We start from the raw sequence: 13,187 nt of genomic DNA on the forward strand, positions 1-13,187 counted from the left end.
GCCGCACTGGTCAACGTCCGACGGCAAGCTACTCTAGCGAGTTGCGTGTCGGGGATGGAACGATGAGCAACATACGATTTGTCGGACACACAGGCGAACTCATATCACTCGGACGTCTGCATCCGAAGTCGATGTTCGTGTTGGATGCAAACACCGTGCTGAACCTCGTCCGGCATGTGGATCAGCAGTCTCGGCTTGACGAAGCACACATGCGGCTCCTTCGAGAGACGCGACAGCGTGTCCGCCGTCAATGGACCGAGCGCTTTCGGTTTCTTCCCGTGGATCCGGTGCTGGCACTGATGGAACTCACGCGACAGGATATTGCCCCAGACTACGCGGCGTACTTGGCCAAGTTCGAGCACTTCTTCGCCAGCGTCTACGGCGTGGGCGACTATGATCGAAGTTGGGTTCAACTCACGTATGAACCTGTCCTCCAGTTGACCTGTTTTGTCCACCGGTCCATCAGCCAAACGCTTCAGCAAGTTCTGGCTGCCGCCCCTGCCGAGGGAGGACTTGACCGCCCGACCATTCTCAAGCGCATTGATGACTTCCTCGCCTGGATCGTTCAAGAGCGAGACAACCTCGCGATGATCGGTGGTCCCTTGCTCCAGTTGGCGGTGTACGCCATCGCCGGGTCGCCCGAGGCGCATAGATTTCTAAAGCTGGCTCGGGTCCCCAGAGATGGGTTGGAGGCGGTTGCGCGCAACGTAGCCTGGGACCTCACGCATTGGGTGAATCTTGAGTTTCACTATCACCATGCCAAGTACCCTTCGACCGTGGTCTGCACCTCGGATCAGGCCTTGGCCGACTTTCTTCTGACCAGACGCAATCTCGGGCCGCGCAGTGGGCGAGATGCCGTGCTCCATACCAATGCGGTCAACTCCTATGGTGAACTCACCCTGCCAAAGCTGTCGCGGCTGGACCGGTCCTCGCTTGGAGACGACATCGCACAGCGGCTTGTACTGTTCTGGCAGCGAATTGGCGAGGATCCTCGGGATGAAATCATGTTCGCCGCCTTCGAACAATGAGCAAGGGACGCATGACTGCAGTAGCGTCCGCCGACCGGTCGCATGCAGAGTCGAAGCGAAGAGCATTCGCCGGCAGCGGCGCATTGAAATCGATGTGGTTTCGGTTGCGGTCGATGTTGTCCTTGTTGGTGCGGTGCAGGTGCGAGAAGCCGTGCGGGTTGACGGCATGCACCAGCAGCAGCGCCACGCCGGCCTGCTGCAACCGCGCGAGCAGGTCCTCGTCGTGCAGCGTCGCGACCTGTGCGCCCGATCCGCAGAAGCCCTCGGGGCCGTGCGTGCCCAAGGTCACGAGCAGGAGCTTCTTTGCATCGATCGCGCCGCGCAGCACAACGTCGGTCGCGAGTTCCTCGCCGAGCGCGCCACGGTGCAGCGCAGCAGTCAGGGTTAGACAGACGGCCAAAGGACGCTAGCGTGCGCAGCACGCGCAGACCTTGACGGCGAGAACAGTGTGCAAAGATGAACGGAACAGCAAGCCGCCCCATCACGCGCTCCCACCCGACTGGGCAAGCACAGCGCACAGTGGTTCTTTTTGAGGGAGGGTGCCTGATGTCGATCACGATGGCCAGAGGCCCGGTTTTCAGGCGTCCCCCAACGGCTTCGCCGTGGCCCGCCTCTTGACTGACGATGGAGATGTGCGTGAAACGATCCGAACTGTATGCGTTGGTCTGGCAGACACCGCTTCGCCATCTGGGGCCGAATCTCGGCCTGTCCGATGTCGGACTCTCCAAGCTCTGCCGCCGATACAACATCCCTGTTCCGCCCGTCGGCTATTGGACCCGTCTCGCGGCCGGCAAGATCTGTGTGCAGACCCCACTGCCGCCTTCCGACGTCGATCACGAAGTCCACCTGCCGGAGAAAGACACCACGGTGGCCCGTTCCTCCGACGCCACGAGGGTCCAGCAGGTCCAGCGAGCGTTTTCCCGGGCGAAGGACGCCGTCGTCCTGCAACCCATCGATGTCCCGCCCTCACTCGACCACTGCCATGCGCTGGTGGCGAAGACCGCTCGCTTCTTCCGGTCCATCGAGCGCGACGAGGCGAAGTTGGCGGCAGAGGCGGAAGAAGCCAGACGACTGCGCAGACCCTTCTTCGGCGCCATCACGAGCCACAAGATGTCCTCGGGCCGGTACGTCGCCGGCGGCGGCTGCCTGCGCATCACCGCGACCCTGACCCACATCGACTGGATCCTCCGTTTCCACGAAGCACTCATCCGTGGACTGATCGCCGGAGGCTGTCAGGTTGTCGCTGGCCGGGGAGACGCATCGAACACGGTTGAGATCCGGCGCGCAGGCGGCGCCATCAAGCTGAATTTCTCCGAACAGGTGGAGAAGATTGCTCAACCCAAGCACCAGGATTTCCTCTTTCATCGAGATGAGTACAAAGCCCTCGATGGCTACAAGCTGAAGCTGGAGAGAGACTGGCACGTGATCGCCCGCCAGTGGACGGGCAGCCGCGAACAGCTGGAACAACAACTCCCAGAGATCACGCGCGCCCTGATCGCATTCCCGGAAGCCGAAGCACTCAGGTCCAAACTGCTTGCTGATGAAGCCGCCATCCGACGAAAACAGGAGCGGGAAGCAGCCCGGGTACACAACATCGCGATGGCCGCAGAGCAGGCGCGTGCGCAACGCGGCGAGGCGCGGGCGAATCAACTGCCTCGCGCCGTCGCGGTCGGCCAATCTCTGACGACCTATCACAGTGTCCTGAATGTGCTGTCGCGCCTGGAGAGGATCGCCAGCGATCAACCCGAGGATGACGCACTGCACACATGGATCGCCCTTCTGCGAAGCAGTCTCAAGGACCCCGTGCATGAGTTGGCCGACGCTTTGCGCACCGAAGCGGCGCAGCCGGAACGGCCGCTCTGGTGGCCGGAATGAATCCCATCCCCTCCCCCACATTACCCCACCTTCGCAGAAATGATCGGAACCCAACATGGCCGAAAACCGCCGAATCCTTGCGCACGTTCTCATCGAGATGAACCCGCTCGCGGGCCAGGGCGCGGAGGCCACCAAGGCCGCACTGCGATCGGCCATTCAGGTAGGGTTGAATGCCCAGGTTCTGGAGCTGCACGTCTACCCGATCGCCGCGGAAGATGGTGCACGTCATGTGAAGGCACAGATACCGCACTCAGAACCCTCGGACCGTGACCAGGTCGTCGAAGAGTATGTGCACAGCGGCATGCGGGTGCAGATTTTTCGCAATGCAGGGCCCAAATCGCCGCCCACCTACTTCGCCGTGGTCGTGAACCCGGACGTGAAGAACCCCAGCGGAGCGGTTCTCCACGCAAAGTCTTACGCCGAACTGAAGCAAGTCGCCGAAGCACGCGCCGAGCGCAAGGCGTTCCTGCTGAAAAGGAAGAAGGAAAGTCGTTGAGAGAAATTGGCCGTGCACCCGCCTCGGCCAGAGAGCATGACCGCTCGCTATGCACTGAACGCCCTTCCTCGATTCCCACGCCTTCGCCGCAGTGCGCCTCGCCTCGCTATGGCAAGTTGGTGTCAGCAGACGTCCCTGGCAACCTATGGACATTCCGCAACGGCATTGGACGCGCTGCGAAAGAACCGAAAGGCATGCCCATGCGAGCCCAAACCAACCATGAATCGAGCGCGTGCATCGCCGCCGACCCTACCGCTCAACGAGCCATGCAGGCGGCTCATCTGCTGCAGGAGGCGCTCACGCTCCTTCGCGCAGACGCAACACTGCTGCCAGTGCAGACGACGAAGCGCGCCCCAGACAGGCTGCTGCGTCTGCCTGAAGTCGAGCGCCTCACCGGCCTGCGCAGGTCGACCATCTACGAGCAGATGCGCAAGGGGATCTTTCCGCGCTCGGTGAAAGCCGGTCAACGCACCGCAGCATGGCCAGAGAGCGCCGTGCAATCGTGGATCGCAGATCGCATGAACGGGCGCACGACTTGATTCGATAAACCGGACCGCGCCGCTCGGACGGCGCGAACCTGCCCTTGGCAAGCCGTCGAGACAGCGCATTATTGGTTTCCATCCGGAAGTGATCCACCGGTCAAATGCGCGTGGAAATCTACACGATGGCGGGCCGTCGCTTGCAAGGCATTGCTGGTGGCCTGCCGATCTGGCGCAGACAGGGGCGCGCTGCGTGCGCCACGCTCTGCGCTTGAAGTTCGCACCGCCTGCGCAGCGCGCACTTCAAGCAAACATTGCCGAAGAAGTGCCATGGGCGCAGTCCCGCATTCGCCTCAGAGCGCGCCCACGATCTCAGGCACGGCCGTGAACAGGTCAGCTTCAAGGCCGTAGTCCGCCACGCTGAAGATCGGTGCTTCCGGGTCCTTGTTGATCGCGACGATCACCTTCGAATCCTTCATGCCGGCCAGGTGTTGGATCGCGCCGCTGATGCCCACCGCGATGTACAGCGCGGGCGCGACCACCTTGCCCGTCTGGCCGACCTGCCAGTCGTTGGGCGCATAGCCGGCGTCCACTGCGGCGCGGCTGGCGCCGAGCGCCGCGCCGAGCTTGTCGGCCAGCGGCGTCAACACCTCGCCGAACTTTTCGCCGGAGCCCAGCGCGCGCCCGCCCGAGACCACGATCTTTGCGGCCGTCAGTTCCGGGCGATCGCTCTTCGTCACTTCGCGGCCCACCAGGCTCGCGGCGTGGGTGTCGGCCACGGCCGCTATTTGTTCGATGACGGCCGTGCCACCGAAGGCTGCAGCCGCGTCGAAGCCCGTGCCACGCACCGTCAGGACTTTCACCGCATCAGTGCTCTGCACCGTGGCGACAGCGTTGCCGGCGTAGATCGGCCGCTCGAAGGTGTCCGGCGAGATGACACGGGTGATTTCTGAGACCTGCGCCACGTCGAGCGTGGCCGCCACGCGCGGCGCCACGTTCTTGCCGTGGGCCGTCGCCGGAAACAGCAAGTGGCTGTAGCCGTCGGCCAGGGCGAGCACCTGGGCTGCGACGTTCTCAACGAGCAGGTCGGCCAGTTGCGGTGCATCCGCGTGCAGCACCTTGGCGACGCCGGCGATCTGCGACGCAGCCTGTGCCGCGCCAGCCGCATCGTGCCCGGCCACCAGCACGTGGACGTCGGTGCTGCAGGCCAGGGCCGCAGTGACGGTGTTGCGTGTGGCGCTCTTCAGTGCGCCGTGGTCGTGTTCGGCAATAACAAGTACGGTCATGGCTGGATCACCTTCGCTTCGTTCTTCAGCTTGTCGATCAAGGTCGACACGTCGGGCACCTTGATGCCGGCGCCGCGCCGTGGCGGCTCGGCGACCTTCAGGGTTTTCAGGCGTGGCGCGACGTCAACACCGAGTTCCACGGGCGTCGTCGTGACAAGCGGCTTCTTCTTGGCCTTCATGATGTTGGGCAAGGTCACGTAGCGCGGCTCATTCAGGCGCAGGTCGGTGGTGATCACTGCGGGAAGTCGGAACTTCACGGTTTCCAGGCCGCCGTCGACTTCGCGCGTCACGGTGGCGGCGCCGTCGGCAATCTCGACCTTCGAGGCGAAGGTGGCTTGCGGCACATCGAGCAGCGCGGCCAGCATCTGGCCGGTCTGGTTGCAGTCGTCGTCGATGGCCTGCTTGCCCAGGATGACCAGCTCGGGCCTCTCTCGGTCGACCAGCGCCTTCAGCAGTTTGGCGACGGCGAGCGGTTGCAGCTCCTGCGCGCATTCGACCAGCACGGCGCGGTCGGCGCCGATAGCCATGGCGGTGCGCAGCGTCTCCTGGCATTGCGCGACCCCGCAAGACACCACGACGATCTCGGTCACCACACCCTTCTCTTTCAGGCGCACCGCCTCCTCGACCGCGATCTCGTCGAAGGGGTTCATGCTCATCTTCACATTGGCGAGATTCACGCCGGTTCCGTTGGCGCCGACTTGCGCCTTCACGTTCGCGTCCAAGACGCGCTTCACTGCGACCAGTGCCTTCACTTGCTGTACTCCATCATCAGGTTGCTGTCGGGTCTGCCTTCAGGCCCAGTCCCTGCTGTTGCAGGCGGCCGATGGCATCGGAATCAAAGCCCCAGTCGCGCAGGGCAGCGGCGCCGTGCTCGCCGCGCGCCGGGGCGCTTTTCGGCAGCGCCGAAGGCGTGGCCGAAAAGCGCGGCGCCGGGCCGGGCTGCATGACGCCGCCCACTTCCACGAAGCTGCCGCGCGCGCGGTGCTGGGCATGGTTGGGCGCTTCGGCAAAGCCGAGCACGGGCGCGACGCAGGCGTCGCTGCCATCGAACACCGCGCACCACTGGGCGCGCGTGCGGCTCGCAAAGGCACGCTCGAAGGTCTTGCGCAGGCGAGGCCAGCCAGCACGGTCGTGTTGCCTGGGCAGATCGGCATTGGCGAGCCCCAGCTTGTCGAGCAGCTCCGCATAAAAGCGCGCTTCGACCGCGCCGACCGTCATGTAGTGGCCGTCGCTGGTGAGGTAGCTGTCGTACCACGGTGCGCCGCCGTCAAGCCAGTTGCTGCCCCGCTCTTCCTGCCAGCTGCCCGCGGCGATCATTCCCCAGAACACCGAACCGAGCTGGGCCGCACCTTCGATCATGGCCGCGTCGACCACCTGCCCGGCACCACCGCGCTGCACGTTCAGCATGGCGGCCAGCACACCCATGGCCAGCAGCATGCCGCCGCCGCCATAGTCGCCCACCAGGTTGAGCGGCACCGTCGGCTTGCCGCCGGCCGGCCCGATGGCCGAGAGCACGCCCGACAGCGCGATGTAGTTCAGGTCGTGCCCGGCACGCTCGGCCAGCGGACCGGTCTGGCCCCAGCCGGTCATGCGGCCATAGACCAGCCGCGGATTGCGCGCCAACGCCACGTCCGGGCCAAGGCCCAGGCGCTCCATCGCGCCGGGCCTGAAGCCTTCGATGACCACGTCGGCCCGCTCGATCAGATCGAGCGCAACGGCCACTGCCGCGGGTTGCTTGAGGTCGAGCGTGACCGAGCGGCGGCCCCGGCCGGTGATGTCGATGCGCGGACCGCTCGACTTGGGGCCAAGGTCCGCGTGGGCCACCGGCCGGTCGATGCGGATCACGTCGGCGCCCATGTCGGCGAGCAGCATGGTGCCGAAGGGCCCGGGGCCGATGGCCTCGAACTCCAGGACCCGAATGCCGGACAAAACACCCATGGAAGTCTCCAGTTCGTTGCAGGATGAACCCGGCCCATGCCGGGCGAATGGCGCGCCGCGTCCAGGAACGCAGGCCCGTCGATTCGATGCGATGAAGTAGAGCAGAGCCCCGTGCGCATCACCCCTACCCGCATTGGGTAGTGCCCCACCGCAGCGGTGCTGCGCGCTTATGCTGCAGCACAATCCACGGCGATGTTGGTCCTCTGGACCGCCCTGCACTCATCCATGCCACCGCGCCCCGCCCACTCAGCCACGCAGCCGGCCTTGCCTGAGGCGGCGGCGCAACGCTCGGGCGTGGGCATCGTCGGTCGCGAGCGCCTGCTGGCACGCCTGCTCGAGGCGCGGCGCCTGCGTTGCATCGTCGTCACCGGGCCCGCCGGCGCAGGCAAGTCCACGCTCATCGCGGCCTGGCGCCAGAGCATCGTTCCGCTGGGCTTCGACATCGCCTGGTTCTCGCCCAGCGCGCAGGACGACGAACCCGCGCGCTTCCTCGAAGGCCTGCTCGCCAGCGTGGCGCGGGTCGATCCGCCGCCGTTGCGCGAGGGTGCCTTGTGGAACACCGCAGGCCTCGACACCGACCCCGACGCCATCGAGCGGCTGATCATTTCGCTGGTACGCGGCGTCGCGGCACATCCGCGCGATCTGGCGCTGGTGCTCGACGACCTGCATCACCTGCGCCACCCAGCGATCCTCGACGCGCTGCAATGGCTGCTGGACTATGCCCCGCCCAACCTGCACCTGGTGCTCGCCTCGCGCGGCAGCGTGCGGCTGTCGCTCGACCGGCTGCGCAGCCAGGCACAAACCCTGGAACTCGACCAACGCGACCTGCGCTTCACGGCGGCGGAGAGCGCCCAGTTCCTGAAGTCGCAACTGGGCGAGATCGATGCCCGCACGGCCCGTGGCCTGCACGAACTCAGCGAAGGCTGGGTGGCCGGCCTTCGCCTCTTCACGCTTGACTGGAAAAGGAAGCGGCAGGAACCCGGCACGCCAGAAGCGGGCAAGCCGTTCGCCGGCCTGCCGACACGCGATGCGGTCGCCCTGACCCGGTATTTCGAGCAGGAGGTGTGCTCGCACCTGTCACCCGACGAACTCGAGATGCTCGTGCACGCCGCGCCCTGCCAACGCGTGTGCGCGCCGCTGTGTGCCGCGCTCGTCGGGGCGCCGGACCGCGTCGCCGAATTGGCGACGCTGCTCGTGCGGCTCGAAAGCGAAGATCTCTTTGTCGTCCGCGTCGAGAACCAGCCTGCCGAGACCTGGTATCGCCTGCATCCGCTGCTGCGTGAAGCGCTGCTGACCCGCTTTGCCGCCATCGGCGAGCCTGCGCGCCAAGCCGTGCACGCGCGCGCCTTTGCCTGGTTTCGCGATCGCGGCCTGCTGCAGGACGCAGTGCGCCATGCCGTGCAGTCGGGTGAACCGGCGCAGGCCGCGGCGCTGGTCGACCAGTGCGCTCAGTCGCTCATCGTGCGCGGCGAACGGCGGGAGCTTGCGGCGCTGCTGCGCCAGCTTCCACCGGAGCAGCTCCAGCGCAGCTTCAGCATGCGCCTGTGGCTGGTGCGCACACAGTTCTTCGAGCGCGACCTGGATGCCTGCACCCGGACCCTCGACGAACTGGCGCGCCAGTTGCCGATGGATGCCGCCGCCCACCGCTTCCACGTTGCGGCCCTGCAAGCCGCGCTGGCGCTGCAGCGCGACGACACCGACACAGCCCTGACGATGCTGCCGCAACTGCTGCAGGTGCCGCCTGACGCCGATCCGCTGGCCGTCGGGGTGCGCCACAACATCCTGTCGTGGCTCTACGTGCAGCAGGGGGAATACGAACAGGCCCGCCGCGTGCAGCTCGAAGCCTCGCCGCTGATGGTCGACGGCGCACCGCTCGTGGCCACCGCCGCCGGCAGCCTGCAAGGTCGCGGCATGGTCGGCCTGAGCTATGCGATGGAAGGAAAGATGACGCAGGCCGAGCGCGTCCTGCGCGCCGTGGCGGCCGAAGCCGAACAGGCCGGCAAGGCCTGCGCCGATTCGCGCTACCTTGCGCTCAGCCTGCTCACCGACGTGCTCTATGAGCTCGACGATGCCCGGCAGGCGCGTGCGCTGCTCGAGGACAAGGTCGACATCCTGGAGCGCATCGCGATTCCCGACGCGGTGCTGCGTGTGTACCGGGTGCTGGCCGCAGCCGACTGGCAGGCCGGCGACCCGGCCGGCGCCTTCGCCCACCTGGAGCGGCTGGAGGCCTACGCCACGCGTCATCAACTGGACCGCCTGCTCGCACACCGCCTGGCCGACGAAGTGAATTGCCGTCTGCTGCTCGGCGAGCTGATGGCTGCCGAGGCGGCCCTGGCCCGGCTGGAGGCGATCGACGCGCGCCATGCGGACTCGCCCGCCTCGGGATCGCTCAGCGAGATCGGCGAGGTGACACAGCGCTCACGCATCCGGCTGGCCGTGACCCTGGGCGAATTCGAGAGCGCCGCCGTGCAGCTCGCCAGCCTGCTCACCCGCTGCGAGGCACGCGGACAGCAGCGCACCGTGGTGCATCTGCTGATCCGCAGTGCAGCGGTCGACGCCCACCTCGGGCGCGGCGAATCCGCCCGCCTGAAGCTGCTCGATGCGCTGCAGCGCGGGCACCGGCTCGGCCTGCTGCGCAGCCTGATCGATGCCGATCCGGCTGCGCGCAGGATGCTGGGTGAACTCGCCCAGACCGAACTTCTCGATCCGGTGCTGGCCTTCTATGTGGAGCGCCTGCTGGCCATCCGCACACGGCCCTGCGCCACCTCGGATGACGCCAGGACCAACGCCAAGCCAAGCGCGCGCGGCACCGCGCCGGCCGGCCTGGAGGCCTTCAGCGAACGCGAGATCGAGATGCTGCGCCTGCTCGCGCAAGCCATGCCCAACAAGAAGATCGCCCGCGCCCTTGGCCTGTCGCCCGAGACGGTCAAGTGGTACCTCAGCCGCATCTACGGCAAGCTGCGCGTGTCCGGCCGCGACGAGGCGGTCGCGCGGGTGCGAGACCTCGGGTGGGACGCCGAGGGCACCGCCGCAGCACCGGCCTGACGCACCCGCCCCACTTCGGGCGGGCTGCCTGTACGCACCCACGTCGACCATCGGCCTCCCCAAGCAAGGAGGCTGCATCACGAGCGAAGCCATTGCCCTGCCGATGGCGCCGCGCTGCGAGCCGGTTGCCCGCGACCGAAGCCCCACCCCGGGGTCAACCCGCCCCCCATCGGGAGTGGTGGCCGCGCGCCCCCTCGGATTTACCTTTGAGTCCTGCCACGCGCATCCCCTCAGGAGACAAATCCGTGAACGTGACCCGCAACGTCTTTCGAGACGACCATGAGATGTACCGCGAGACGGTGCGCCGCTTCCTGGAGCGCGAATGCAAGCCGCGCCAGGCCGCCTGGGACCAGGCCGGCCAGGTCGACCGCGAGACCTGGCTGAAGGCCGGCCGCGAAGGCCTGCTGTGCGCCTCGCTTCCCGAGGAATACGGCGGCGGCGGCGGCGACTTCGGCCACGCGGCCGTATTCGGCGAAGAGATGGCGCGCTCCGGCGTGAGCGGCCCGGCCTTCGGCATGCACTCGGACATCATCGCGCCCTACATCCTGCGTGCCGGCAACGAGGAGCAAAAGCGCAAGTGGCTGCCCGGCGCGGCTTCCGGCGAGATCATCCTGGCCATCGCCATGACCGAGCCGGGCACCGGCAGCGACCTGAAGGCGGTGCGCACCACGGCCGTGCGCGAAGGCGACGAGTACGTCATCAACGGCAGCAAGACCTTCATCAGCAACGGCCTGACGGCCGACCTGATCATCGTGGTCTGCAAGACCGACCCGGCTGCCGGTGCCAAGGGCATCAGCCTGATCGTCGTCGAGGCCACGCGCGCGGGCTTTCGGCGCGGCCGCAAGCTGGAGAAGGTCGGCCAGCATGCGCAAGACACAGCCGAGCTTTTCTTCGACAACGTGCGCGTGCCGGTGGCCAACCGCCTGGGCGAGGAAGGCAAGGGCTTCGCCTACCTGATGGGCGAACTGCCGCAGGAGCGCTTCACCATCGCCGTCTCGGCCGCCGCGCGGCTGGAGCGCGCGCTGGAAAACACGCTGGCCTATGTGAAGGAGCGCCGCGCCTTCGACCAGACCGTGTGGGACTTCCAGAACACCAAGTTCAAGCTGGCCGACGTGAAGGCGCAGGCGGTGGCCGTGCGCACGCTGATCGACCACTACATCGGCGAGCACATGCGCCGCCGCCTCACGCTGGAAGAAGCGGCCATTGCCAAGCTCTTCGCCACCGAGACGCTGGGCAAGGCGCTCGACGAGATGGTGCAGCTGCACGGCGGCTACGGCTACATGCTGGAGTACCCGATCGCGCGCGACTTCGTCGACATGCGCGTCACGCGCATCTACGGCGGCACCAGCGAAGTGATGCGCGAGCTCATCGCCCGAAAACTCTGATTCAAACCACCCCGAGGAACTACATGACAAACAAGGTTTTCGTCGCCGGCGTCGGCATGATTCCGTTCAAGAAGCCCGGCACCAGCGAGCCTTACGACGTGATGGGCGAACAGGCCATTCGCATGGCGCTGTCCGATGCCGGCCTGGACTTCAGCGACGTGCAGCAAGCGTATGCCGGCTACGTCTACGGGGACTCCACCTGCGGCCAGAAGGCGCTGTACCGCGTCGGCATGACCGGCATCCCGGTGCTCAACGTCAACAACAACTGCGCCACCGGTTCGTCGGCGCTGTTCCTCGCGCGCCAGGCGGTGCAAAGCGGCGCGGTCGAATGCGCGCTCGCCTTCGGCTTCGAGCAGATGAACCCGGGTGCGCTGAAGTCCCGTTGGGACGACCGCGCACCGGCGCTCGAGCGTGCGCAGAAGGTGGTCGATGAATTGGTCGGCCGGCCCGAGATTCCCTCGGCCATCCGCCAGTTCGCCGGCGCCGGCCAGGCCCACATGCAGAAGTACGGCACCAAGCTGGAAACCTTCGCGAAGATCCGTGCCAAGGCCAGCCGCCACGCCGCGAACAACCCGCTCGCCGTGTTCCGCAACATCGTGACGACCGAGGACGTCATGGCCTCGCCCATGCTGTGGGACGGCGTGATCACCCGCCTCATGGCTTGCCCGCCGACATGCGGCGGCGCAGCGGCGATCGTGGTCTCCGAAGCATTCGCCCGCAAGCGCGGCCTGCGCACGGACGTGGTCATCGCCGGTCAGGCCATGGCCACCGATCTGCCCAGCACCTACGACGCCAAGGACATGATCCGCGTCGTCGGCTTCGACATGACGGCCCTTGCCGCAAAGCAGGCCTACGAGCAGGCCGGCGTCGGACCGCGGGACATCGATGTGATCGAGCTGCACGACTGCTTTGCGCAGAACGAGCTGCTCACCTACGAGGGTCTGGGCCTGTGCGGCGAAGGCGAAGCCGAGAAGCTGGTCAACGACGGCGACAACACCTACGGCGGCCGCTGGGTCACCAACCCCTCGGGGGGCCTGCTGTCCAAGGGCCACCCGCTGGGCGCCACCGGCCTGGCGCAGTGCTACGAACTCACGCACCAGTTGCGCGGCACCGCGGACAAGCGCCAGGTCGCGGGCGCCAAGGTCGCGCTGCAGCACAACCTGGGCCTGGGCGGCGCCGGCGTGGTCACCATCTACCAGAAGGTGTCGGCATGATCGACAAGAAACACATCGGCATGAAGCTGCCGGTCTACAAGGCCACGGCCGAGGCGGGGCAACTGCGCTTCTTCGCCAAGTCCATCGGCGAGACCGACCCGGTCTACCTCGACGAATCGGCCGCGCGCGACGCCGGGCACCCGGGCCTGCCGCTGCCGCCGACCTTCCTGTTCTCGCTGGAGTTGCAGATTCCTTCGAGCGCCTGGCGCGAGACGCTGGGCATCGTGACCTCGCGCATCCTGCACGGCGAAGAGAGCTTCAGCTACCACCGCATGGCCTACGCCGGCGACACGCTGCAGTTCGAGACGCACATCGCCGACATCTACGACAAAAAGGGCGGCGCGCTGAGCTTCGTGGAGCGCAAGTCGCGCGTCACCAACCAGCGCGGCGAGCACGTGGCGGACCTGCGCAGCGTGCTGGTCCACAAGAACGCATGAAGAA

Annotated in this window: 11 protein-coding genes and 1 pseudogene; 8 read left to right on the forward strand and 4 right to left on the reverse strand. The window is 66.6% G+C overall.

Going from position 1 to position 13,187, the window contains the following annotated elements:
* Nucleotides 1–62 precede the first annotated feature (62 nt).
* Nucleotides 63–1,028 carry a hypothetical protein gene (locus ACSFB7_RS04370; protein WP_435467409.1) on the forward strand — a complete coding sequence of 322 codons (966 nt, stop codon included), beginning with the start codon at nucleotides 63–65 and terminating at the stop codon, nucleotides 1,026–1,028.
* A gap of 61 nt (nucleotides 1,029–1,089) precedes the next feature.
* On the opposite strand, the pseudogene ACSFB7_RS04375 reads toward ACSFB7_RS04370, so the two are convergent.
* Nucleotides 1,090–1,395 (reverse strand): annotated as a pseudogene (locus ACSFB7_RS04375) (DUF2817 domain-containing protein); the annotation flags it as partial.
* Nucleotides 1,396–1,664: 269 nt separating this feature from the next.
* Between ACSFB7_RS04375 and ACSFB7_RS04380 the strand changes: the two are divergent.
* The 3 genes from ACSFB7_RS04380 to ACSFB7_RS04390 all read left to right on the forward strand — a co-directional run bounded on the left by ACSFB7_RS04380 (nucleotide 1,665) and on the right by ACSFB7_RS04390 (nucleotide 3,938).
* Complete coding sequence (locus tag ACSFB7_RS04380) at nucleotides 1,665–2,903, forward strand: hypothetical protein (RefSeq protein WP_435467411.1); 1,239 nt, start codon at nucleotides 1,665–1,667, stop codon at nucleotides 2,901–2,903.
* Between the two features lie 55 nt (nucleotides 2,904–2,958).
* Entirely contained in the window at nucleotides 2,959–3,399 is a 441-nt protein-coding gene (locus ACSFB7_RS04385; RefSeq protein WP_435467413.1) for a hypothetical protein, read from the forward strand.
* Between the two features lie 200 nt (nucleotides 3,400–3,599).
* Nucleotides 3,600–3,938: a helix-turn-helix transcriptional regulator gene (locus ACSFB7_RS04390; protein ID WP_435467415.1), complete on the forward strand. Its 339-nt coding sequence runs from the start codon at nucleotides 3,600–3,602 to the stop codon at nucleotides 3,936–3,938.
* A 293-nt stretch (nucleotides 3,939–4,231) separates the two neighbouring features.
* Here ACSFB7_RS04390 and ACSFB7_RS04395 read toward each other — a convergent pair whose 3' ends face one another.
* Genes ACSFB7_RS04395 through ACSFB7_RS04405 form a run of 3 tightly spaced genes read right to left on the reverse strand, consistent with a single transcriptional unit; the run spans nucleotide 4,232 to nucleotide 7,102 of the window.
* Nucleotides 4,232–5,164, reverse strand: a complete 933-nt coding sequence (locus ACSFB7_RS04395; RefSeq protein ID WP_435467417.1) for an electron transfer flavoprotein subunit alpha/FixB family protein — start codon at nucleotides 5,162–5,164, stop codon at nucleotides 4,232–4,234.
* Nucleotides 5,161–5,916: an electron transfer flavoprotein subunit beta/FixA family protein gene (locus ACSFB7_RS04400; protein ID WP_435467419.1), complete on the reverse strand. Its 756-nt coding sequence runs from the start codon at nucleotides 5,914–5,916 to the stop codon at nucleotides 5,161–5,163. Before ACSFB7_RS04400 ends, ACSFB7_RS04395 begins: the two co-directional genes overlap by 4 nt.
* Nucleotides 5,917–5,932: 16 nt before the next feature.
* Nucleotides 5,933–7,102 carry a CaiB/BaiF CoA transferase family protein gene (locus tag ACSFB7_RS04405; RefSeq protein ID WP_435467421.1) on the reverse strand — a complete coding sequence of 390 codons (1,170 nt, stop codon included), beginning with the start codon at nucleotides 7,100–7,102 and terminating at the stop codon, nucleotides 5,933–5,935.
* 225 nt (nucleotides 7,103–7,327) lie between these two features.
* Between ACSFB7_RS04405 and ACSFB7_RS04410 the strand changes: the two genes are divergently transcribed.
* The 4 genes from ACSFB7_RS04410 (at nucleotide 7,328) to ACSFB7_RS04425 (ending at nucleotide 13,183) form a co-directional block, all read left to right on the forward strand.
* Entirely contained in the window at nucleotides 7,328–10,147 is a 2,820-nt protein-coding gene (locus ACSFB7_RS04410) for a helix-turn-helix transcriptional regulator (protein WP_435467423.1), read from the forward strand.
* A 245-nt stretch (nucleotides 10,148–10,392) separates the two neighbouring features.
* Nucleotides 10,393–11,532 carry an acyl-CoA dehydrogenase family protein gene (locus ACSFB7_RS04415; RefSeq protein WP_435467424.1) on the forward strand — a complete coding sequence of 380 codons (1,140 nt, stop codon included), beginning with the start codon at nucleotides 10,393–10,395 and terminating at the stop codon, nucleotides 11,530–11,532.
* A 23-nt stretch (nucleotides 11,533–11,555) separates the two neighbouring features.
* Nucleotides 11,556–12,746, forward strand: a complete 1,191-nt coding sequence (locus ACSFB7_RS04420) for a lipid-transfer protein (RefSeq protein WP_435467426.1) — start codon at nucleotides 11,556–11,558, stop codon at nucleotides 12,744–12,746.
* Nucleotides 12,743–13,183, forward strand: a complete 441-nt coding sequence (locus tag ACSFB7_RS04425; RefSeq protein WP_435467428.1) for a MaoC family dehydratase N-terminal domain-containing protein — start codon at nucleotides 12,743–12,745, stop codon at nucleotides 13,181–13,183. The genes ACSFB7_RS04420 and ACSFB7_RS04425 overlap by 4 nt, the downstream gene beginning before the upstream one ends.
* The last annotated feature ends 4 nt before the right edge of the window (nucleotides 13,184–13,187 follow it).

The sequence above is a fragment of the Variovorax raffinosi genome (assembly GCF_051216615.1).
Taxonomy (GTDB): Bacteria; Pseudomonadota; Gammaproteobacteria; order Burkholderiales; family Burkholderiaceae_C; genus Variovorax.

Excerpts from the sequence above, each read along its gene's own strand:
- ACSFB7_RS04370 (WP_435467409.1), top strand. The coding sequence starts at position 63 with ATGAGCAACATACGATTTGTCGGACACACAGGCGAACTCATATCACTC.
- ACSFB7_RS04385 (WP_435467413.1), top strand. The coding sequence starts at position 2,959 with ATGGCCGAAAACCGCCGAATCCTTGCGCACGTTCTCATCGAGATGAAC.
- ACSFB7_RS04390 (WP_435467415.1), top strand. The coding sequence starts at position 3,600 with ATGCGAGCCCAAACCAACCATGAATCGAGCGCGTGCATCGCCGCCGAC.
- ACSFB7_RS04395 (WP_435467417.1), bottom strand. The coding sequence starts at position 5,164 with ATGACCGTACTTGTTATTGCCGAACACGACCACGGCGCACTGAAGAGC.
- ACSFB7_RS04405 (WP_435467421.1), bottom strand. The coding sequence starts at position 7,102 with ATGGGTGTTTTGTCCGGCATTCGGGTCCTGGAGTTCGAGGCCATCGGC.
- ACSFB7_RS04410 (WP_435467423.1), top strand. The coding sequence starts at position 7,328 with ATGCCACCGCGCCCCGCCCACTCAGCCACGCAGCCGGCCTTGCCTGAG.
- ACSFB7_RS04420 (WP_435467426.1), top strand. The coding sequence starts at position 11,556 with ATGACAAACAAGGTTTTCGTCGCCGGCGTCGGCATGATTCCGTTCAAG.
- ACSFB7_RS04425 (WP_435467428.1), top strand. The coding sequence starts at position 12,743 with ATGATCGACAAGAAACACATCGGCATGAAGCTGCCGGTCTACAAGGCC.